Raw genomic sequence first — 20,956 nt, 5'->3', positions numbered from 1 at the left:
TATGAAAAAACTTAATTCGTTAATCAGTAGTGGCCAGTTGCAGCAGGCAATGGAGCATGCCCTGACTGTATTACGGGATGACCCGCTAAATGCCCAGATGCGTGCAGTTTATGTTGAGCTGTTGTGCATCGCCGGTGAGTTGGATAAAGCCGATGCGCAGCTGGACATGATTGTACGCCAGCATCCGGATTTTTTATTAGGTGCTGTTAATGTAAGGCAGTTAATCCGGGCCGAAACTGCCCGGCGGGATTTTTATCAGGGCGGCATGACTGCGACCTTGTTTGGTGAGCCGGCACCAATGTTCAGCGCCTTGTTAAAGTTACGCTTGGCGATGCATGAGCAGGATATCGGCGCAGCGGCACTGGCTGCTGAGGAAATGGAGCAGTTACGGCCAGAAGTGGCTGTCGAACAGCGCGGCCAGCGGTATACCGATATTCGTGATCTTGACGATAGCCTGGGCGGTTATCTGGAATTATTTGGCACTGACGGTAAATACTATCAGGCGGGGTTTGAACAAATTGCCAGTTTAAAGCTTCATCCACCGAAAAGCCTGTTAGACATCATCTGGCGCCGGGTTGATATCAGTATTATTGATGGCCCGCAGGGCGAGGCTTTTTTACCGCTGATCTACGTTGCCAACATCACTGATAACGATACTGATCCGGCTATCCGGCTTGGCCGGGTAACCGATTGGCATGAGCACGATGCCAGGCTGATAACCGGCAGTGGCCAGAAGATGGTATTGCTTGGTGAGCAGGCAGTGGCGCTGGGCGATCTGCTTGAGCTTGACATACTAAGCGAAGTCAGCCTGGCTGCGACGCCGGCGATGGCTGAGTAACCGCAATGAAAGTGCATCAGAAGCAGGCGTTACAGATGTCGCTGCTTGACCGGCTGATTGACGATGCACCTGGTCAGAAAGATCCGGGCCGGCAACGCCGTGCCTTCGACTTAAAAGCCTTGCGGCAAAGCGTGCGGCGCGATTTGGAAAACCTGCTCAACACCCGGGTGCAGTGGCATGTCTGGCCCGAAAACTATGCTGAATTGCCACAAAGTCTGCTGAATTACGGCCTGCCAGATTTCTCAGTGATGGTGGTTGATTCAATTGAAGGTCGTCAGCAGCTATGCCGGGCGGTAGAGCAGTGTATCCGGCGCTTTGAGCCTCGCTTTGTTGAAGTGGAAGTGTCGTTACCTGACGAGCAGCAAAGTATTGAACGGGTATTGCGGTTGCGGATCCAGGCACTGTTATACGCCGATCCTGAGCCGGAACATATTATGTTTGATTCTGAAGTAGAGCCCGTTCACCTGGGGCTGACCATCAGGGATTATCAGTAATGAATGATGAGTTGTTGAAGTATTACAATCGTGAGCTGACGTTTATCCGCCGGATGGGGGCAGAGTATGCCGAGAAATACCCAAAAATTGCAGGCAGACTCAGAATCAGCGAAGAGACGGTAGAAGACCCGCATGTGTCGCGGTTAATCGAGGCATTTGCGCTGTTAAGTGCTCAGATCCGGCAAAAGCTGGATGACAGCTTCCCCGAATTAACCGATGCCTTGCTTGGCCAGATGTATCCGGATTATCAGGCACCAATTCCATCGGTATCGGTACTGAAACTGGTCAGTCAGAATTTGTCGACCTCTGGTATTACCGTTAAACGCGGTACTGAATTTGAAACCCGAGCAGAAGGGTTAAAGCCCTGTACCTTCCAAAGTTGTTACGACACCAATATCTGGCCATTAGAAGTGGTGCAGGCAGAGTTTAAAAATGCGCCGTTTCATGCGCCTAAACCACCTGCCAGTCAGACAGCGAAGGCGCTGCTGAAACTAAGTTTAGCTTGTGAGTTTGATAACACCTCGCTGCAGGAATTAGCCATCGGTAAGTTACGGTTTTATCTGAATGGCCAGCGCCACCATGTGTACAAACTGTTTGAGCTTATTCTGCGCCATGTGATCAGTATCGGCGTGGCGCCAGCAGGGCAACCAGAGCAGATGCGCTTTTTACAGCCGCGGCATATTCAGGCTGTTGGCTTTGCTGATGATGAGCAGGTAGTGCCATATAGCCAGCGTAGTTTTAGCGGCTACCGCTTATTAATAGAACAATTTTTATGTCCGGAGAAGTTTCTGTTTTTTGGCTTAACTGATTTGGACCCGGACTGGCCCGGTATCGCCGATAAAGTAGATTTCTATTTCTATCTGGCCGAGGGGGCAGACGAGCTGGAACGCCATGTCACGGCTGACAGTGTGCTGCTGGGATGCACCCCGGTGATTAATTTGTTTAAGCAAAAGCTGGAGCCGGTAAAGTTAGAATCTGCCCAGTACGAATACCGGCTGGCACCACGTTATCTGGATGCGGATGTCTGTGAAGTAGTGCAGGTAAAGCAGGTGCAGGCATTTGACCCGCAGGGTAATGAAGTAACGCTTAACCCTTATTATAGTCAGGGCCACCCTGACTATCTGCAGCAGCAACAGTTGTTCTGGCATACCCGGCGTGAATTTGTTGATTGGGCAGGGGGGTATGCTGAAGCCGGCACAGAAGTGTATTTATCCATTATTGATCGCCACTTTAAAGGGGTGAGTAATAATGATGAGCAGCAAAACTGGGTAATCCAGGTTAATGCATTGTGCAGTAACCGTAATCAGCCCGCTTACTTACCCTTTGGTGGTGGCGAGCCGGAGTTTGCCATCAGCAAACATGCTGATGTGATTAAATCGGTGCGCTGTCTGATCGCACCCACTATGAGTATCCGGCCGGCATTAGCGGAGAGCAGCCGCTGGCAGCTGGTAAATCATCTTACCCTGAATCATTTCAGCGGCGAGCAGGCGTTAAACGTGTTGCAGGAGACCCTGAAGCTGTACGATTTTCGCTGTACCCCAGAGTCCAAAGCGTTGATTGATGGTATTACCGGTTTAACCCTGAGCAGTGGCTCGGCCAGGGTTAACCAACAGGGGCGGATTGCGGTATGCAGCGGTACCGAGATTTTGCTGGAATTCAGCCAGTCTGCCTATGCTGGCAGTAATGTTTACTTTTTCGCCAATATCCTCGATGCATTTTTTGCCCAGTACGCCAGTATCAACAGCTATACCCGGTTGACGGTAAAACTGAAAGAACACGAACAGATTTATCATCGCTGGCCGGCCAGAGTGGGCAGCAGGGTGCTGTTGTGAGTATGAATGTATGAGTCTGAAAGTATGAGTGTGAACTTATGAGTTTAGCTACATTAGTGGCAAGCCCGGCAGACTTTGATTTTTACCAGGCTGTGTATCAGGTAGAGCGCCAGCTTAGCGCTGAGCAGAAGCAATGGCATGGCGTTGGCCGTGATGCCTTCCCTGCAGCAGAGTTAGTACGGTTTAAAGCAGAGCAACATCTGGGCTTTGCCGGGCAACCCATAAATAAAGCCAACTCCCGCACCACCAGTGAAGACAAACTGGCGTTAGAACTGTACGTCAGTTTTCTGGGTTTAACCGGGCCCAGTGGTGTGCTGCCGCAGCATTACACCGAAATGGTGCTGCAGCGGCTGAAACAGCGCGACGGTGCGATGCGTGACTTTTACGATATGTTCAATCACCGGCTTATCTCGCTGTATTACCGGGCCTGGGAAAAATACCGCTTTGCCTGTCAGTATGAAATTGCCGATGGCTTAAACGATCCGTTTAGTAAGTTGTTACAACAGCTAACCGGCTGTCAGGATAACCTTGGCTTGTACTATGCGGGTGCCTTCAGTCAGCGTAATCGCCCGGCTCAGATGCTGCAGCAAATGTTAACCGACTTGCTTGGTGCTAATACCCGGGTGATCCCGTTGTCAGGCCGTTGGTTAGCACTTGAAGCTACTGAACAAAGCCGGCTTAGTGGCCGCACCTTACCAGAGGGCCAGAACGGCGCGCTGGGTCAAACCACCATGCTGGGACAGCGGGTGTGGGATGTCAGCTCTGCGCTGGTGATTGAGATAGATGCACCGGCAGCAAAATTGCCCGGTTTATTACCAGGCGGTAACCGTTATCAGCTAATTCAGCAGATTGTCAGCCGTTATCTCGATCCTCATTTGCAGGTTCGGCTGGTAATTAAGGGTAAACAGCAGGATTTTGCCTGTACCCGCCTGGCCAGTCGGCAAACTGCGCTTGGCCGCGGTAGCCGGTTAAGTTTCCGCGCTGCAATATCGCAGCATCCCGCCCAGGTTGGTTTTCAACTGGGCCGGCTTTAATTAATGCACAGGAAGCATGTATGTCGACAAGTTCTCTGAAAAGTCTGGTAGAAAAACTCAATAATGACTGTAAGCAGGCACTGGAGGCCGCAACAGCACGTTGTCAGTCTCGTAGCCACTATACGGTGGAGATTGAGCACTGGCTGGATGCCTTAGTGCAGCAGGGCAGTGCCGATTTTAATTTGCTGTTTCGCAGCTTTGCCATCGATATTGACAAGCTTCAGCAGCAACTACAGCAGGCGTTAGAGCAGCTGAAAACCGGCAATAACTCGCTGCCAGGTATTTCGGTACAACTGATTAGCTGGTTAAAAGCAACCTGGCTTAATACCACTATTGAATTCGGTGACCGGCAAATTCGCAGCGCTTACTTGTTATACACCTTGTTACAGGATGAAAGCCTGGCAGGTCTGGTGCTGCGTCGTATTCCGGAGCTGGATAAAGTTAACCCGGCAGAATTATTACGGGTATGGCCCAGTCTGGCTGCGCAGTCAGCAGAGCAGGGTGATGCGCCGGTTCAGACAGCGACAAAACAGGGTGGCAAAACACCGGCGCTGGATCAGTTTACTATCGATTTAACTGCTCAGGCGCGTGCCGGTAAAATTGACCCTATTGTCGGCCGGGATTTTGAAATCCGCCAGATGATCGACATCTTAACCCGGCGCCGTCAGAACAATCCCATTTTAACCGGTGAGGCCGGCGTCGGTAAAACAGCGGTGGTTGAGGGCCTGGCGCTGCGCATCGCTGCGGCCGATGTACCGGAAAAACTGAAGTCGGTATCGTTACGGGTGCTTGATTTAGCTTTACTGCAAGCCGGGGCAGGTATGAAAGGCGAATTCGAAAATCGACTAAAAAATGTCATCAGCGAAGTAAAGCAAAGTCCAACCCCGATTATTCTGTTTATTGACGAAGCCCATACCATGATTGGCAGTGGTGGCCAGGCCGGACAGAACGATGCCGCTAATTTGCTCAAACCAGCATTGGCCCGCGGTGAGCTAAGAACCATCGCCGCGACAACCTGGGCAGAATATAAAAAATATTTTGAAAAAGACGCCGCATTAACCCGGCGTTTTCAGGTGGTAAAAGTTGAAGAGCCCAGCCCGGCGAAAGCGGTGCTGATGATGCGTGGTTTACTTGAGGTGATGGAACGCCATCATGGCGTCAGTATTACCGATAAAGCGCTGCAGGCCGCGGCTTATTTATCGGACCGCTATATAAACGGCCGGCAGCTACCAGACAAAGCCGTTGGCTTGCTTGATACCGCCTGTGCCCGGGTTGCAATGAGCCAGGATGCCGTACCCGGCCCGGTTGAAGATCAGCAGCGCAGGGTAGACCAGTTGCAAAGTGAGATTAATGTGCTGCAGCGGGAACAAACGTTGGGGGTGCTGCATACCAGCCAGCTGGAGGAATTGCAGCAGCAGTTGCATGAAGCGCAGACCAGGCTCAGTGAACTGCAACAGCAGTGGCAAACTCAGCGCGAGTGGGTTTCTCAGGCCAGGGAGCTGGCAATAGCATTGCAACAGGCTGCCCGGGATTTGGCGCAAAACAATAACGAACAATCAACTGAACAGCGTGATGCTCAACAACAGCAAATTGAACAACTAACAGCACTACGTGCGTCCTTAGCGGAACTGGCAACGCCGATGGTGCACTGGCAGGTTACTGAGCAATTAATCGCTGAGGTTGTCGCGGACTGGACCGGAATACCACTTGGCAAAATGCAGGCCGATGAAATTAATAATGTGCTGGCGCTGGAGCAACACCTGGCCAGCAGAGTGGTGGGGCAGCAACATGCATTAGAGCTGATAGCCCGCACGGTTCAGACCTCACGGGCGCAACTGGCCGATGAAAATAAACCGAACGGCATTTTCCTGCTAACCGGCCCCAGTGGGGTGGGTAAAACAGAAACAGCGCTGGCAATAGCTGAGCAGGTATATGGCAGTGAAGATAACCTGACCGTTATTAATATGTCAGAGTTTAAAGAAGAGCATAAAGTATCATTACTACTGGGTTCACCGCCGGGCTATGTCGGTTATGGCGAAGGCGGCATTCTGACTGAAGCCGTTCGTCGCAAGCCATACAGTGTTGTGCTATTGGATGAAATGGAAAAAGCTCACCCCGGGGTGCAGGATATTTTCTATCAGGTATTCGATAAAGGGACCATCAAGGATGGCGAAGGCCGGGATATCGACTTTAAAAATACCATCATCATTATGACCTCTAATGTCGGTACCGACACCACCATGCGTTTGTTTGAGGATCCGGAAACGGCGCCGTCAATTACCGGTCTTGGCAAAGCGCTGAAAGACGATTTACTGCAAATTTTCAAACCCGCCTTTTTAGGCCGACTTAATGTCATTCCTTATTTACCGCTGGATGATGACAAATTAGCCATGATCACCCGTTTGCAGCTGCAACGGATTGAAAAACGGCTGCAGCAACATTACAACGCAAGTTTCAGTTATGACCAGACCGTGATTGACGCTATTGTCAGCCGTTGTCAGGACGCCGGTTCTGGTGCCCGTACTATTCACAATATTCTGCAAAACAGCTTGTTGCCTGAATTGTCAGTGTTGATCCTGCAACGCAGTGCAGAGCAACAGCAGATAGCTCAGGTTAGCTTGAGTTTTAATGACGAAAAATTCGATTATCTTATCGACTGAATATTACATTAATTAAACAATTAAGGTTGCAAGTCATTTTGTTTATGGCTTGCAATCTTTTAAGTTAAAAATAGATCTAAATAGTTAATTAAAAGTTGATCATAGATGCTTTGAATGTATAATTTGTACAGTTTGAAAAAGTGCTTTACCGACATAGCCCGCTTTAATGTTTAAACAATGTTAATTTTGTTTGTAGTAATCATGGTGGTTGGAGGGAGTGTTTTTTTAGCGTTTGGCCGGGGTGAGGTTTGCCCGGGTTTATATCTGTCCTGAGTGGACACTATTTTAAATATGCAAAAGGAGCATAGCATGCAAGCAAATACCTACCTGCAGTATGGCGCGATCAAAGGCGAATCAACCGCTGATGAATTTAAAGACATGATCACCGTACTATCGATGGATTGGGGTTCTCACCGCGAGTTAACTTCATACACCGGTACTGCGATGGACCGTGAAGCCAGTTCTACCCGGTTAAACGATATTGTTATTACTAAACTGCAAGATAAATCTTCACCGGATTTATTCAAAGAAGCCACTATCGGTAAAGGCCAGAAGGCTGTGTTCCACATTACCAAGCAAGGCGACAAAATTGAAGAAATCATGAAAATTGAACTGACTGATGCAATGATCAGCAGCTATCAGATGTCAGTTTCTGGTGACCGTCCTGTTGAAACTATCGTTATCAGCTACACCGAGCTGATGATGACTGTTACTCCGACAGACGATAAAAACAACGTTACCGCTCCATTGGTATACGGTTACAGCGGCGTTAAAGGCGCCAAGCTGTAAGGTAAACACACAGCTGGTACCTCGTGGTACCAGCTGTATTACGTATTATTTCAGATACCCCGGAATTTTTACCAATCCATTCTTGATTGAGGCATACGGATGCAAAAAGCTACCCAGGATGAGAACAGCATCAGAATTGACACGCCGCTGGGTAAAGATGCGCTTTACCTGACCCGTTTTGTGTTAGATGAAGGAATATCCCGGTTATTTTCGCTGGCGGCCACTGTGTATACCAATGGTCAGGAAATAGCAGCTAAAGATTTGATTGGTAAAGAAGTTTGTATAACACTCGAACTAGGCAATAACACCCAACGCTACATTCATGGCGTGGTGGCAGAGCTTAATGCCCTGGGCTTGCGGGTTAATAAAGAAACCGGCGCCAACAATTTTCGCGACTATCATCTTACTATCGTTCCGGCAGCCTGGTACATGCAGCATAAGGTGAATAGTCGCATTTTTAAAGCCCAGAACGTTCTGAAAATAGTAGAAACGCTGGCCTCAGAACATGGCATTAAACTGGATGCCAGCGCAAAAATAAGCGGTAGCTACCCTGATTACGAATACAAAGTGCAGTATGAAGAGGCAGATTTCAGCTTTATCAGCCGGCTGCTTGAGCAGGAAGGCATTTTTTACTTTTTTGAACACAGCAAAGGCCAGCATAAGCTGATCCTGGCCGATAAAGCCGCGGCGTACGAACCTTGCCTGGAAAAGAATGTTAAGTTTCATACCGGCACCCTGGCAGAAGCTCATATCAGCCAGTGGCAAAAAGCCTTGCGGATGGTGCCGGGCAAGTTTGTCCAGCGCGGTTACAACCTGGAAAAGCCCAAGTCACTACCCACAGGTACCTATGGCAAAGGTAGTCTGGTCAGCAAACATGCCGATTATGAAATATTTAATTATGCCGCAGAAGCAGAAACCCACAGTCGTTCCAAAGCCATCGCAACCATTCGACTGGAGGCATTACAGCGCGATATGGCGATGCAGCAAGGTGCCAGTAGCTGTCGCAGTTTTACTGCTGGCCGCACTTTTACTATCAGTGAACACGAAGATAAAGCAGAAGTTGGTAAGCAATATGTTATTACCGACCTGCGTTTAGACGCCGCCATTATTAATCAGGCTGGTGCCAATCAGAGTGCAGAAAAAGTAATTACGAACAGCTTTCGTTGTGTGCCAAAAGACGTGGCTTACCGGCCGTTATTGCAAACAGCGAAACCGCTGGTGAAAGGGGTGCAAACGGCTACCGTAACCTGTAAGGGGGGCGAGGAGATATCAGTTGATGAACTTGGCCGGGTTACCGTGAAGTTTCATTGGGATCGTAGCGATGTGACTGATCATGAGAGTTCCTGTCCGATCCGGGTTAGTCAGAACTGGGCTGGTAAAAAGTGGGGCATGTTCTTTTATCCGCGGCGCGATCAGGAAGTATTAGTCGAATTTTTAAATGGTGATCCGGACCAGCCTGTGATCATTGGTGCGGTTTACAACTCTGATCACATGCCACCTTATGATTTACCGGTTGATAAAACCCAGAGTGGGGTGAAAAGCCGTTCCAGTGAGGGAGGTGGTGCTGATAATTTTAATGAAATTCGCTTTGAAGATAAAAAGGGCGATGAGTTGCTTTATCTGCATGCCGAAAAGGACTTCAAACTGCGGGTGGAAAATGATCAGCAAATCAACATTGATAACGATAGTACCCGGCTGATTAAAGGCAATGACACCGACACGGTCAATAAAGATCGCAACACTAAAGTAGATGGCGCAGAAACGCATAAAATAGGTAAGTCTCTGACCATTGAAGCAGGAGATGCCATTACCATTAAAACCGGTGCCGCTTCTATTGCCATGAAAAGTGACGGCTCGATAGCGATTAAGGGCGTCAACATTACTATTAATGGTGCCAAGGTTAGTATTAATTAGCGTCCGCCCTGAGCCAGATTTTACGAAAATCTCAGTGCAACAAAGGTGAAATATGAGCAAACCCGCTGCGATAATTGGTTGTATGCATGTCTGTCCTAAAGTGACTGGTCAGGTGCCGCACGTCGGCGGGCCAGTGTTGCAGGGCTCACCTAATGTCAGTATTGCGGGTATGCCGGCGGCGAGAAAGGGCGATAAGTTACTCTGTGTCGGGCCGCCAGACAGCATCAGTGGTGGCTCTGCTACCGTATTTATCAACGGTAAGAACGCTGCGCGGCTGGGTGATGATACTGCCCATGGTGGCAAGATTGTGGTGGGTGTGCCAACAGTGTTGATTGGTGGCTAAGGCATGATGCAAACCTTCGCTGATCTGGCAGAGCGCACTCATTTGTTGTGGCTACAGCGATTAAGTCTGGCCAGCAGTGACTATATTACTCTTAGCCAGTTACAGCAGCATGATTACCGGCTGTTGCAGAGTGTCCGCTTATGTCAGCGTTATCTTGGCAACAGTGATCCAGAGTTACCGGATTGGCTGAGGACATTGCTGGATAATAGTGCGGCAGAGCTGGATACGTTGCTGACACTGGCAGTGCCGTTGTCTGCTCAGGCGTTACTGGCCGCAATGTGGCTGGCTTTGCAGCAGCAACCAACGACACATTATGTCCAGCAATACCGCAGGGCTGAACAAAGCCAGTTGCTGTGTCTGCTGGCAAATAAAGCAGTTGCTGCCAAGTTGTATCAGACTATGCAGGCACTTGATTTAAGAAGCGCGGTGCAGTTAGCCGGTAATTATGGCCTGCTGGATCAGCGTGCAGTGTTGCAGCAGTTGGCTGATGATCAGCATCAGAACGCCGCAATACAGGCTGAACTGCATTACAGCTTATATTTGCTGGGGCAAAAATCGGATGAGTCGCAATTAGTCCAGCAATTGCAAAAAGCGGATTGCCTGACGCCGCGGCAGCTACAATTGTTGTTGTTGGCTGCCCCGGCTGAGCGAAAAGTACAGATAGTTAACGCGCTGTGTCTGACTGATATTACCCTGGCCATTAACGCTATGGGGTTTAGTGGCCAGAGCAAGTTTATGCCACTGTTGCTGGAGCTCAGTAAACAGCCCGCCCATCAGGGCGCGGCGCAAAGTGCCCTGATCACGATGCTGGGCAGTCTCACTGCCGATATCGCGCAGCGAGAGCCGCAGGCGGCAGGTATGCCGATGCCCGTCAGTGAACAGCACCTTGTTGCCGGGACGGCAGTGACAGAGCTCAATTTAACTGAGACATGGGCTAATGGTAATCAGTACCAGCGTTTTGCGGCTGCCGCGATGTTGGTGTTAAAGCAACCGGGACTGGCACTGGCAGAGCCTAATAACTGGCAGGGTGGTATATGGCCAGTTGCTTAACGGTGACAGACTATGCTGCGGTACTTGGCAAAACTGCTGATACTGAGTGGGCATTGCAGCTGGATGTGATGCCGGTAGAGCCGGTTCTGGCAAGCCAGGCAGGCCAGCTGCGACAGGTAAACCGCCTGGCTAACCCCGATTTGGAGGACCCGGACTTATCGTTTGCCGGGCGCCTGGTGGCTATGTTAAAGAAGTTGCGGTCGCAATTAAGTTTGTTGCCTGATGCGGCGCCAGTGTTATTAGTGCTGCCGGAGCAAGTTGCAGGGGAGCAGGCATTAGCGGGCGTGGTACAGACATTGCGTCAGGCATTTCCAGAGCTGCTAGGCCATAGTGCCTGCCAGTTATTTCCATATGGGCGCAGTGCCGCGCTGATGGCGATAAATGCGGCCAGACAACTGCTAACCGCCGGTGAGTCAGTGGTCTGGATTATTGGTCTGGATAGCCCGGTGTCAGCAATGTCAGTAAAGGAGCCAACGATAGCAGAGCTTGCTGAATGTCAGATCAGTGATAACGTTGTATGGTCAGAAGGCGCTGTGGCGCTTGCGTTGCAACACAGTAAAACTGGCCTGTGCTGTCACTATCTGGCTGCAGATGCGACCGTAAGTAGTGCGACACAAGAGTTAGCCATAGCGCAGTTATTTGATGCGGTAGCGGCTAACACTGATAGCGCCCTGACACGGATTTATCTGCCGGACAACGGCAGCAGTGAGTTGACTGCTTGCTGGCAATCTTCTTATCAGCGTCTGGCACCACGTATTGAGCAAACAACACAGTTGAGTTTGCCGGCTTATAGCACCGGTGAGCTTGGTGCCGCTGGCGGGCTTTATCGGTTTTTACATTTATATCTGGCTTATAGCAATGCAAACCAGCAAGGCGTAACCCTGCAGTGCGAGATTTCGGAGCGGTTATACCGCGCCGTGGCCGTTTTCAGCTGGCAGCAAGCCGGCAGCATCTCTGAATTTTAAGGACAATTATTGGCATGGCTGCGCATTCTTTAACCCTTAAATCCCGCTCGGGCAAAATGTATTTATTTTGCACTGAAAGTCAGGGACAAAGTGGCACGCCGTTGCAGTTTGCCAGTCGTGATGCGGCGACTAACTGGATCCGCCAGTCGTTTGACCGCAGTGCCAGCCAAAGCGACAGTATCCGCCATGTTTATCAGTGGTTCTGCAGTCAGTTAGTTGCGGCAGATTTAGCTGCTCCCTGGAGCGCGGTTCGCGATGCCGAGCTTTGCCGCACGCTCGCTAGCGCGCTGCAAGAGGGAAAGCTGCTTATTCTGCAGCTACCAGAGCGTAAAGCTGTGCTGACTGCGCCCGAATCAGTTACGCCACCGCCTGCCAGCAGTAAAACGCTGGAGCGCGGAGGTAAAGCTACAGACGCGCCCGCTGCCGCTACTGACAGTGTTGTGTCTGAGCAGGTCGGCGCGAACGCTGCCAGTCAACAGACCCCGGAGACTGCTAAAGTTGAGACCTGTGGCGACCCGGTATCCATGTGTACCGGTGAGGAAATTCTTGAATTAACTGATTTTGAACTGGCCGGGCCCCTGCCTATGGCGTGGCGGCGTACCTATCGCTCCAGTCAGAGTCATCAGAACATCGGTTTTGGTTATGGCTGGCGCAGTAATTTCAATTTGTATATTGATAGCGTGACCGACGAAGCCGGTACGGTGTCGCTGCAGTTAGTTAATGAAGAAGGGCGTCAGTTGCATTTCACCATGCCGGCACCCGGTCAAACCAGCTATCAGCTGGCCGAAGAGCTGGCATTGCGCGCAGAAACTGATGGCAGCCTGGTATTGCTGAAACCCGATAATAGCCATTGGGTATTTGTGCCCGCAGTAAAAACGGCGCAAAACGAGCACAATAGGTGTTGGGTGTTGCATCAGGTGATGGACAGTGTCGGACGCTGTCTGCAGCTGTACTATAACCAGCAAAGCCGGTTAAGCCGGATAGATTACACCGGCAAAAAAGGGATTGAGCTGCATTACAACAGTGCGGGTTTGCTATGCCGGATTGAAGCGGTAAGCCTCAGCAAAAGTAATAAGAGTGATAAAGGGTCGCAAGCAACCGGTATCGTGCTGGCACAATATTACTACAATGATGAAGATGAGCTGATCAGTGCCGTTAACAGTGGGGCGGAAACTGAAAAGTATCAGTACAGCCAGCATTTGCTTACTGTGCGCCAACGGGCCAGTGGCTTTTGTCATTACTTCAGCTGGCAAGGCAGCGGCCCGGCCGCCCGCTGTGTGCGTAACTGGGGCGACAACGGTATTTATGACTATCGTTTCAGTTACGATGACACAAATCACAGCGCTACCAGCATTGATGGTAATGGCCATCGCTGGCAGTATTTTCATAACGAACGTAACCTGCTGCTGAAAAAAGTGGCGCCCGATGGTGCAACCTGGCAATACAGCTGGAATAAGCAGGGTAAAAAAACCACCGAGACCTCGCCTGATGGCAGCAAAACCCGCTTTTACTACAACGACAACGGCCAGCTGGTTACCCTTGAGCAGGCCGATGGCGCCATTACTCATTTTCAATATAACGAACTGGGCCAGCGCAGCGTAATTATTGACGCTGAAGGCCGCCAATGGCGTCGGGAATACAGTGCTGCCGGGCTATTGCTAGCGGAAACCGGCCCCGATGATTTAGTTACGCGTTATCAATATGGCAGTAATAATCAGCTGGAAAGGGTATATCTGCCGGGCGGTAGCATTCAGCGCTTGCTGTGGAGTGACGAAAGCCAGCTGCTGGCACTCAAACACAACGATGCGCTGACCAGGTATAGTTACGACAGCCTGGGCCGCTTAAATGGTGTGGTTGATGCCAGTGGTCTGGTTACTGAGTACCATTATAATCTGGCAGGTAAGCTGTTAAAGCAAGTTCAATATCCAGCAGATAAAACGGCAGAGCCGCTCGAGCAGCATTTTAGCTATGACAGCAGCGGCCGGTTACTGACGACCACTAATGCTAATGGCGACGTTATCGAGCGTCAGTATGGCGGTTTAAGCCAGCCAACCAGTTTACTGCAGGCCGATGGCAGTGCATTTAATTACCAATACGATAACGAGCGCAACTTAACAGCAATTATGCGCAGCGACGGTGCCCGCTACCAGCTGGAGTATGATGCACAGGAGCGGCCGGTAAGGTTACAAGGCTTTGATGGTCGCCAGCAGCATTTTCAGTATGATTTAAATGGCTTAATTGCCAGTGTGCGCGACGGCAGTAAACGCCAGCTGAAAGTAAAACGTGATAAACGCGGCCGCATTACCGAACAAACCGCGCTACATGGCCAGAGCCTGGCCAGCAATCATTTTCATTACGATAAAATTGGCCGGGTACTGCGGGCCAGTAATGGCCAGCGCAAACTGCGCTTTAATTATCATTTAAACGGCCAGCCAACCGAGATTTGGCAGGACGACAGCTGTATTGCGCATCAATATAACGAGCAGGGCAAGTGCAGTAGTACCTTATTACCTGACGGCACCACCCTGGATTACCGTTACAATGAAGAAGGCCAGTTGGCCCAGCTGGCGGTAGATCAGCAGCCGCTGTTATGGCGTACCTTCGATGCTGCCGGCCGCGAAACCGCCCGCGAGTATCAAAGCGGCTTGCTACTGGAGCAGCAATTTGATGCCTTTAACCGCTTAACCACTCAGCAGTGGTGCCGCGGTAGCCAAAACCAGCAACGCCAGTACAGCTATACTGCGCTGCATCAGCTGAAAAAAGTAACGGATAACCAACTGGGCACTACTGAGTACCAGTACAACAAGCTTGATCAGCTCGTCAGTAAGCAGCATAGCGATGATTCTGGCCAGAATGAAAACCATCAGTGGGACAGTTTTGGTAATCCCGCAGGCGATGGTATTGAAGTTAAGCAGGACCGCCTGCTGCGTTATCATGATAAACAGTTTCAGTACGACGACAGTGGTAACCAGCTCACCGCCACGGTTGGCGCCAGTGCCAGTGCCAGCACCGGTACAAATTCAAAAGTGGCTGCAACTACGCAGCAGCGTGAATTTAATGGCTTTAACCAGTTAACCAGTGTCAGTTGTAACGGTGTCATCAGCCGTTATGAGTACGATGCCTTTGGCCGGCGCAGTGCCAAAATCAGCGGCGGCGAGCGCACTGAATACTTCTGGGACGGCGATAAGCTTATCGGTGAACGCAGTTCTGGCAATAGTATCTGGTATATCTACGAGCCAGGTACTAACAAACCGCTGCTATTGCTGAAAAATGGTGAGGTATATTATTACCAGCTGGACCAGCTGGGCACGCCGTTATCCCTAACCGACAGCCAGAACAATATTGTCTGGCAAGCCAGCTATTCAGTTTTCGGTAAAGCATTTGTAACGCGTAACGAAATTAACAACCCAATCCGCTTTCAGGGCCAGTATTTTGACAGCGAAACCGGGCTACACTATAACCACTTTCGCTACTACGACCCCGAAACCGGCCGCTTTATCAGCCAGGACCCAATAGGCCTGCTAGGCGGTATTAACCACTACCAATATGCGCCTAATCATATCAATTGGGTGGATCCGTTGGGGTTGAGTTGTAAAGAGGGAGACGCTTGTAAACGGTTTAAAACTAGTGATCAGGCTGGCTTACATATTATGAAAATTGCTAACCCTTTGTCTAAAAGGGATAACTTGGAGTACGGGGGGTTAATATTTAAAGATAGTGGCGGTATGTATGGATTTACCGGTCCAATTATAGGTGACGAGGATGGTGTTAACCCTTTTAATGGTTCTGCAGCTGTCCCTGAGAATACCGTCGAAGTTGGATATTGGCATACACATGGAGAGTATTCTGCATTTGACGAAAATGACAATCTAATAAGGACAGGTGATCCATCATTGGATGACCTCAACAGTGACCACTTTTCAGTTCCAGATATAGATATTGCGAATGCTAGAGGAAATGTTTCACCAGAATATAAAGGATATGTTGGGACCCCAGGAGACATTTACAGAGGTTATGATGCAAAAATTAAAAAACATTATGTACTAGAGAAACCAAAGCATGATGATGATTAAAATACTATTAGCTTTACTAATTGTAGTTAGTTATAACGCTAAAGTCGTTTTAGCAGCGGGTGATGGAGAATTTATGGACTTAACAACAAACGCACGATTTGATGGTTTTGTCATACTTGGCATTAATTCGGCGTATGAGGATTTTGAAAAGTTTGGTTATGAAATAGCAAACTTTACGGTAATTATAAATGCCTCGGAAAACCTGACAGTCACCTTTGTTCCTAAGTTTCATCCTGACGAGGGGCATACTCTCGGCGGTCAGACTAAGTTTGGTCGACAAGTTTCCTACATTATTGATAAGTCTACAGGCGATATTGTCACAAAAAACTTCGCAAGGTAGAGTATTTTTATGTTTCCCGTACATCACGACAACAGTGGTAGAACATGCTTGATGTTGTTATCTAATTGCCAACAACATTGTGAAATATTAATTGCCACCCTTAGTTTCCTCGTTCTCACCTCGAAGCGAACTTATAACTTTTGATTATATTACTGACCTTGAGGCGCTCGAAAAACACCGACTGCAAACTGATATTTCAGGAGTGTATTTGAAAGCATGGCAAGCATTGAGTAATAACCAAGTATTGCAACCAAGTATTGGACAGGCACAACTTAAACTAAATTTAGGATAACCAAATGATGTAGATTTAGGACAGGCAATCAACTTACCAGTGCGAGCTCCAGATGAGTATCTATGGTATTACTCTGACGGAAAATTAGCGCCAATGGGTATGACTGACACCGGCGATATTGATAAGTCAAAGCCAGGAAAGATAAATACTTTTACACCGAAGAGTAAAGAATAGAACTATTAAATGAAATTACTTTTAATTGTTACATTATTCTCGTCGATGACTGAATTTAATCATATTAAAAATGAGGATAAAGCGGTGCCTATTTCAACTGGTAGTACGTTCTTCGTTAGTTCAGATGAACTTCCAAAACTTGCTGATGCGGCGAATAATGGCGATTTAGATGCTGCAGTTAGGCTTTATAAGCATTTTAGGTTTTCGAAATTGGATACTGAGAATGCTATTAATTGGTTACAAAAAGCAGCTGAGTTGGGTGATAAAGTGAGCCAATATAATTTAGCGTACTACTATCTGCAAAACGACAACATTGAATTAGCAAGACATTGGGCTTTAACAGCCATGGCGAACGGTGTGACAGAAGCCTCAGAACTACTTGAGGAAATAAATGGTAATCAATAATAGCCGTGTCATCTTCATATATTTTAAATCCTTGAGAGTTTTTGTTAAAAGGTAATGTCATGCAAATTGCCCTAAGTGCGGCCAAATGGACAGAGCAAAACCAGCAACTTATCTGCCGACTTGGCAGGGCGCTAACCGCTGAAGAACAAGCTATTGTAGATTTAGGACAGGCAAACAACTTAAAAAATTTTGCCAGTCGCCTGACAGATTTATGCTGGTTTGAATATGCAGTGCTAATGCGACAAGTAATACTGAAAGACAGTGTTAAACGAGTAAAGCTCGAGTGAGATGTGACCTATACAGTTTGTTTTCAGGTATGACGTTTCCCGAACGCAAGGTTGCGGCGCTAAGTATTTTTAGTGGGGGGGGGAACGAGATGGTCAGGCAGCGGCGCGGTGGGCTCGTCGGCTAAAGAAGATTGTGTAGCGAGTCTCGAATTGGGTAGCCCGAGTCAGCCATTCCTGCTGGCTGAGATTAAGCCGCTGCAGAATGGGGGGTAGTAGTCCTGCAATTAAGCCGCTTTTGTCGGTGCTGATAGCGCGACCTGTATAGTCCAACAGCAGCAGATAGTCAGATAGGTTAAACAATATGCCTTGTTGTGGTTGGTCAACCAGCGCTCCCTCGAAAGGCAGCAGAGGTTTGAGAGGATGCCTGAAATGGTGCAGATTACCTTGCCGGGTTTGTTCAGCAATAGCTTGTAACAAATCGAATGAGGGCGTCAGCCGCTCTTTGATGCTGGTGTAGTCAGAGCTTTCCGGTGTCTCAGCCATCTCAGTGCGCACCGGGTTCAAGTCGACATAGGCCATGCAGGATAACAGAGCCTCTTCAGTCAGCAGTGCCTGAGATTTAAATCTGGCCTCCCAGAAATGTCCGGTGCAGCCGTCTTCCTTGTTGGCCTGGCGGGCAATGGGTTCGTTGAGGCATTTCATAAACCAACTCAGGCTGGTCAACCGCTGGCGGTAAACGTCTGCAGTATGGTGCACTGTATCAAGCTCGGCGGCGCTAAGTGTACCGTTGGCCAAATAGCGCTTCACCAGCAGAGTACTCTTGTGAAGGCTGGTCCAGCGGGACAGCACATCTTGCAAATCCCAGTTACTTGCTTGATCTGGCTGAATTTTTACCACGATGTGCAAGTGGTTTGACATAACCGCATAGGCGCAGATGTCGATAGCAAATAGTGAGGCCAGCAGGCGGATGCGCTGCTCAATCCAGGCTCGGCGGTGTTCGTAATTTTCACCCGTCTCATTGTCAATACCACACAAAAAAGATCTACGCACGCAACGAGATACCACATGATAGTAGGGTGTATCTTCAACGGCGATGAGGGCTTTACGAGGCCTGGGCATAACATATCCGGATTGCTGTTTAAATATACAGTATTTAGGTTAGTAACCGAATATTAAGCTGTCAAGGTTCTGGTGGTTGAGTGCAAAAAAGTTTTGTTTGGCTATGCCTGTCCATTTCAATTGTCGTGCCTGTCCATTTCAATTGTCGTGCCTGTCCATTTCAATTGTCGCTTAACGCTGGGCTATGGCATTTATCTTAAGTAGGGCCACTTAACCACACGTTTGCTGTCGCACGAGCTGCGTCATGTTCACCAATACGAACAGGCCGGTTCGGCCGAAGCCTTTCTAAGCCGTTATATCGGCGAAATTATCCAGTTTGGTTATCTGGATTCGCCCTATGAAGTTGACGCCAGAGATCATGAGATAACTTTTTAACACATAATTCGCCGAGTTATTATTTTAGTGAGGCGCTCGTCGCTCCTCACCCCAATATCGCCCTTCCTGCAATACTAAATGCCGCTATCATGCCTACCAGCCAGATGGTGGAGCGTGGGGTAGCATAATCGAGCCAGTAGCATAGTAAATACAGGATGCGGCTGGCGATAAATACCCAACCCAATATTACCGTGGTGTTATCTACGGTGCCTGCGCCTGCAGCGATGGCAGTTAATACTGCACAGCCATAAATAATAAGGGCCTCGAAACTGTTGTAGTGAGCAGCGTTAGCACGCTGACCAAAGCCTTTTAAGGCGGCTTGTTGCTCTCTGGGATTATTGTTGTCATATCCGCCGGCTTTTTGCATGGCAAAGGCCAGTGGTGCTTTGGCTAAAAAGGGCAGTAGCATGGCGATAAACAGGGTGAGTAACAGCGAACTAAGCATTGAAAAGCCTCCGGTACAGCGTTGATCTTATTGCTGAGTTAAAAAATGTAGTATAGCTCCAGCTTACTGCTAAGTGAGTGACCTTACCAGTTTAAATCTGGTACTCTGTTCGGTGGGCCACAATAAAAATAATTGCCCGCTAAGATACTTAAAAGCAAAAATACTAAAAGCATAAAGATGGAGCAAATCTTGTGAAGCACTCAGTAAAGCACACATTTAAGCACAAAATCAGGCACAAATTTATTTCAATTCCGGTTTCAGTTATAAGTTTAAGCTTGTTATTCGGCTGCACTGAAGCCGAAATATCTGAGCCAAAACCAGCAGTAGATAAAGGCGCCCTGGTATTGGTTGGGGGCGCGCTGGCGGGCTCTAACGCCGAAGTATACCAGCACTTTATTGAGTTGGCCGGTGGTGAACTGCAAGCCCGGATCGCGGTTATTCCGGCCGCCAGTGGCCAGCCGGTAAAATACTTTAAGCAATTTCAGGAAGATATGCAGCGCTATGGTCTGGATGAAGACCAGATGACATTGTTCCCGGTAGCCGTTGCTGATGATAAAAGTACTAAAGACGTTGATGAGAGCCAGTGGCGCCGCGGTGCCACCGATAGTAAATTAGCTGAGCAGCTTAGCCAGTTTACCGCCGTCTGGTTTTTAGGCGGTGATCAGCTGAATATAACAGCAACACTGGCTCCCGATGGCCAGAAGTCAGTGCTACTGGAGGCTATCTGGGCACTGTATCAGCGAGGCGGTGTGGTCGGGGGAACCAGTGCGGGCGCTGCAATGATGAGTGACGTGATGATTGCCGCCGGCGACTCCTGGGGCGCACTCACTGAGGGCACGACAGAAAGCTATAACGGTATGCAGGATCAGGAAAACGGGCCATTAATGCTGGCTCAGGGCCTGGGTTTTTTCCCGCACGCTATTATTGATCAGCATTTTGACCGCAAAGCCCGTTTTGGCCGCTTAATTGTGGCGGCTGAGTTAAACAAAGCCACCTTCCCAATGGGCTTTGGTATTGACGAGAATACCGCCCTGGTTTATACCGCATACAACAACAGCGCCCAGGTTATCGGGGCCGGTGCCGTTACTGCTATAGATGTGAGTAACGCCAGACGACTCGATAACCCGCATGGTTATCATATTGAGAATGTCCGGGTTAGTGTGATGCAAGGGGGGGATCATTATCATTTTGATACCGAGCAGTTTGTGGCGAACCCGCTGAAATCTGCCACTGTTGGCCATGAGTATCTTAATCTGGCAAAACCGGTGGTTTCAGGCGTGTTCAGCCGCAATAGCAGATTAAAAGACATGCTGACCTTTGATCTGGTTGATAATAAAGGCACTAAGGAAGTCGTCAGTTATCTGCATCAGGGGCAAGGGCTTGGCTTTACCCTGCGCTTTAGTCAGGATGACTACACCACCGGCTACTGGCAATACCTGGATGGTTTACTGGATAGCGGCAGTGCTTTTGGCGTAAAGCTGGATATTGTGCCTACACAATTCAGTATTAAGCCATTAACTGCGACAACAGCTGTGGCAGATAAAGAAACAGCTGATAACAATTAATCTCAGCCATTATTTAGCCCTG

18 protein-coding genes are annotated in these 20,956 nt (G+C 49.0%); 16 read left to right on the top strand and 2 right to left on the bottom strand.

Features of this window, described 5'->3' with window-relative positions; genetic code table 11:
• Nucleotide 1 precedes the first annotated feature (1 nt).
• The 14 genes from CRO03_RS01370 (at nucleotide 2) to CRO03_RS01305 (ending at nucleotide 17,490) form a co-directional block, all read left to right on the top strand.
• Nucleotides 2-838, top strand: coding sequence for a type VI secretion system accessory protein TagJ (locus tag CRO03_RS01370; protein ID WP_097109780.1), 837 nt, complete (start codon nucleotides 2-4; stop codon nucleotides 836-838).
• Nucleotides 839-843: 5 nt separating this feature from the next.
• On the top strand, nucleotides 844-1,332 hold the full coding sequence (gene tssE / locus CRO03_RS01365) for a type VI secretion system baseplate subunit TssE (RefSeq protein ID WP_097109779.1): 489 nt from the start codon (nucleotides 844-846) through the stop codon (nucleotides 1,330-1,332).
• Nucleotides 1,332-3,164, top strand: coding sequence for a type VI secretion system baseplate subunit TssF (tssF, locus tag CRO03_RS01360; RefSeq protein ID WP_097109778.1), 1,833 nt, complete (start codon nucleotides 1,332-1,334; stop codon nucleotides 3,162-3,164). Before tssE ends, tssF begins: the two co-directional genes overlap by 1 nt.
• Before the next feature lie 38 nt (nucleotides 3,165-3,202).
• Nucleotides 3,203-4,198 (top strand): type VI secretion system baseplate subunit TssG, encoded by a 996-nt coding sequence (gene tssG, locus CRO03_RS01355; RefSeq protein ID WP_097109777.1) that lies wholly within the window; start codon nucleotides 3,203-3,205, stop codon nucleotides 4,196-4,198.
• 20 nt (nucleotides 4,199-4,218) lie between these two features.
• Nucleotides 4,219-6,858, top strand: coding sequence for a type VI secretion system ATPase TssH (tssH, locus tag CRO03_RS01350; RefSeq protein WP_097109776.1), 2,640 nt, complete (start codon nucleotides 4,219-4,221; stop codon nucleotides 6,856-6,858).
• Nucleotides 6,859-7,167: 309 nt separating this feature from the next.
• Nucleotides 7,168-7,647 carry an Hcp family type VI secretion system effector gene (locus CRO03_RS01345; protein WP_097109775.1) on the top strand — a complete coding sequence of 160 codons (480 nt, stop codon included), beginning with the start codon at nucleotides 7,168-7,170 and terminating at the stop codon, nucleotides 7,645-7,647.
• Nucleotides 7,648-7,746: 99 nt separating this feature from the next.
• Entirely contained in the window at nucleotides 7,747-9,561 is a 1,815-nt protein-coding gene (tssI, locus tag CRO03_RS01340; RefSeq protein WP_097109774.1) for a type VI secretion system tip protein TssI/VgrG, read from the top strand.
• Nucleotides 9,562-9,613: 52 nt separating this feature from the next.
• Nucleotides 9,614-9,904, top strand: a complete 291-nt coding sequence (locus CRO03_RS01335) for a PAAR domain-containing protein (RefSeq protein WP_097109773.1) — start codon at nucleotides 9,614-9,616, stop codon at nucleotides 9,902-9,904.
• Between the two features lie 3 nt (nucleotides 9,905-9,907).
• Nucleotides 9,908-10,954, top strand: coding sequence for a hypothetical protein (locus tag CRO03_RS01330; RefSeq protein ID WP_141397714.1), 1,047 nt, complete (start codon nucleotides 9,908-9,910; stop codon nucleotides 10,952-10,954).
• The gene (locus CRO03_RS01325) at nucleotides 10,939-11,919 is read left to right on the top strand and encodes a hypothetical protein (RefSeq protein ID WP_097109771.1); all 981 of its coding nucleotides are present in this window, start codon (nucleotides 10,939-10,941) and stop codon (nucleotides 11,917-11,919) included. The genes CRO03_RS01330 and CRO03_RS01325 overlap by 16 nt, the downstream gene beginning before the upstream one ends.
• Nucleotides 11,920-11,933: 14 nt before the next feature.
• The gene (locus CRO03_RS01320; RefSeq protein ID WP_097109770.1) at nucleotides 11,934-15,992 is read left to right on the top strand and encodes an RHS repeat-associated core domain-containing protein; all 4,059 of its coding nucleotides are present in this window, start codon (nucleotides 11,934-11,936) and stop codon (nucleotides 15,990-15,992) included.
• On the top strand, nucleotides 15,979-16,332 hold the full coding sequence (locus CRO03_RS01315) for a hypothetical protein (RefSeq protein WP_141397713.1): 354 nt from the start codon (nucleotides 15,979-15,981) through the stop codon (nucleotides 16,330-16,332). The genes CRO03_RS01320 and CRO03_RS01315 overlap by 14 nt, the downstream gene beginning before the upstream one ends.
• A gap of 475 nt (nucleotides 16,333-16,807) precedes the next feature.
• Nucleotides 16,808-17,203 (top strand): tetratricopeptide repeat protein, encoded by a 396-nt coding sequence (locus tag CRO03_RS01310; RefSeq protein WP_097109768.1) that lies wholly within the window; start codon nucleotides 16,808-16,810, stop codon nucleotides 17,201-17,203.
• Between the two features lie 59 nt (nucleotides 17,204-17,262).
• Nucleotides 17,263-17,490 (top strand): hypothetical protein, encoded by a 228-nt coding sequence (locus CRO03_RS01305; protein WP_097109767.1) that lies wholly within the window; start codon nucleotides 17,263-17,265, stop codon nucleotides 17,488-17,490.
• Between the two features lie 93 nt (nucleotides 17,491-17,583).
• Here the strand turns inward: CRO03_RS01305 and CRO03_RS01300 are convergent, their stop codons facing one another.
• The gene (locus tag CRO03_RS01300) at nucleotides 17,584-18,549 is read right to left on the bottom strand and encodes a transposase (RefSeq protein WP_097109766.1); all 966 of its coding nucleotides are present in this window, start codon (nucleotides 18,547-18,549) and stop codon (nucleotides 17,584-17,586) included.
• 222 nt (nucleotides 18,550-18,771) lie between these two features.
• On the opposite strand from CRO03_RS01300, the gene CRO03_RS18410 reads away from it, so the two are divergent.
• The gene (locus CRO03_RS18410) at nucleotides 18,772-18,924 is read left to right on the top strand and encodes a hypothetical protein (RefSeq protein WP_170948907.1); all 153 of its coding nucleotides are present in this window, start codon (nucleotides 18,772-18,774) and stop codon (nucleotides 18,922-18,924) included.
• Nucleotides 18,925-18,970: 46 nt separating this feature from the next.
• On the opposite strand, the gene CRO03_RS01295 is transcribed toward CRO03_RS18410, so the two are convergent.
• Nucleotides 18,971-19,369, bottom strand: a complete 399-nt coding sequence (locus tag CRO03_RS01295) for an MAPEG family protein (RefSeq protein WP_097109765.1) — start codon at nucleotides 19,367-19,369, stop codon at nucleotides 18,971-18,973.
• Nucleotides 19,370-19,560: 191 nt separating this feature from the next.
• Here CRO03_RS01295 and CRO03_RS01290 point away from each other — a divergent pair, with 191 nt between their 5' ends.
• Nucleotides 19,561-20,934 (top strand): cyanophycinase, encoded by a 1,374-nt coding sequence (locus tag CRO03_RS01290; RefSeq protein WP_097109764.1) that lies wholly within the window; start codon nucleotides 19,561-19,563, stop codon nucleotides 20,932-20,934.
• Nucleotides 20,935-20,956: the final 22 nt, after the last annotated feature.

Origin of the sequence: Arsukibacterium tuosuense (assembly GCF_900215315.1) — a bacterium.
Lineage (GTDB): Bacteria > Pseudomonadota > Gammaproteobacteria > Enterobacterales > Alteromonadaceae > Alishewanella > Alishewanella tuosuense.
The sequence above is the reverse complement of the archived record's forward strand: the minus strand, read 5'-3'. Positions and strand labels throughout refer to the sequence as shown.

Excerpts from the sequence above, each read along its gene's own strand:
- tssE (WP_097109779.1), top strand. The coding sequence starts at position 844 with ATGAAAGTGCATCAGAAGCAGGCGTTACAGATGTCGCTGCTTGACCGG.
- CRO03_RS01335 (WP_097109773.1), top strand. The coding sequence starts at position 9,614 with ATGAGCAAACCCGCTGCGATAATTGGTTGTATGCATGTCTGTCCTAAA.
- CRO03_RS01300 (WP_097109766.1), bottom strand. The coding sequence starts at position 18,549 with ATGCCCAGGCCTCGTAAAGCCCTCATCGCCGTTGAAGATACACCCTAC.
- CRO03_RS01320 (WP_097109770.1), top strand. The coding sequence starts at position 11,934 with ATGGCTGCGCATTCTTTAACCCTTAAATCCCGCTCGGGCAAAATGTAT.
- CRO03_RS01315 (WP_141397713.1), top strand. The coding sequence starts at position 15,979 with ATGATGATGATTAAAATACTATTAGCTTTACTAATTGTAGTTAGTTAT.
- CRO03_RS01295 (WP_097109765.1), bottom strand. The coding sequence starts at position 19,369 with ATGCTTAGTTCGCTGTTACTCACCCTGTTTATCGCCATGCTACTGCCC.
- CRO03_RS01305 (WP_097109767.1), top strand. The coding sequence starts at position 17,263 with ATGCAAATTGCCCTAAGTGCGGCCAAATGGACAGAGCAAAACCAGCAA.
- CRO03_RS01330 (WP_141397714.1), top strand. The coding sequence starts at position 9,908 with ATGATGCAAACCTTCGCTGATCTGGCAGAGCGCACTCATTTGTTGTGG.
- tssI (WP_097109774.1), top strand. The coding sequence starts at position 7,747 with ATGCAAAAAGCTACCCAGGATGAGAACAGCATCAGAATTGACACGCCG.
- tssF (WP_097109778.1), top strand. The coding sequence starts at position 1,332 with ATGAATGATGAGTTGTTGAAGTATTACAATCGTGAGCTGACGTTTATC.
- tssG (WP_097109777.1), top strand. The coding sequence starts at position 3,203 with ATGAGTTTAGCTACATTAGTGGCAAGCCCGGCAGACTTTGATTTTTAC.
- CRO03_RS01310 (WP_097109768.1), top strand. The coding sequence starts at position 16,808 with ATGAAATTACTTTTAATTGTTACATTATTCTCGTCGATGACTGAATTT.
- tssH (WP_097109776.1), top strand. The coding sequence starts at position 4,219 with ATGTCGACAAGTTCTCTGAAAAGTCTGGTAGAAAAACTCAATAATGAC.
- CRO03_RS01370 (WP_097109780.1), top strand. The coding sequence starts at position 2 with ATGAAAAAACTTAATTCGTTAATCAGTAGTGGCCAGTTGCAGCAGGCA.
- CRO03_RS01325 (WP_097109771.1), top strand. The coding sequence starts at position 10,939 with ATGGCCAGTTGCTTAACGGTGACAGACTATGCTGCGGTACTTGGCAAA.
- CRO03_RS01345 (WP_097109775.1), top strand. The coding sequence starts at position 7,168 with ATGCAAGCAAATACCTACCTGCAGTATGGCGCGATCAAAGGCGAATCA.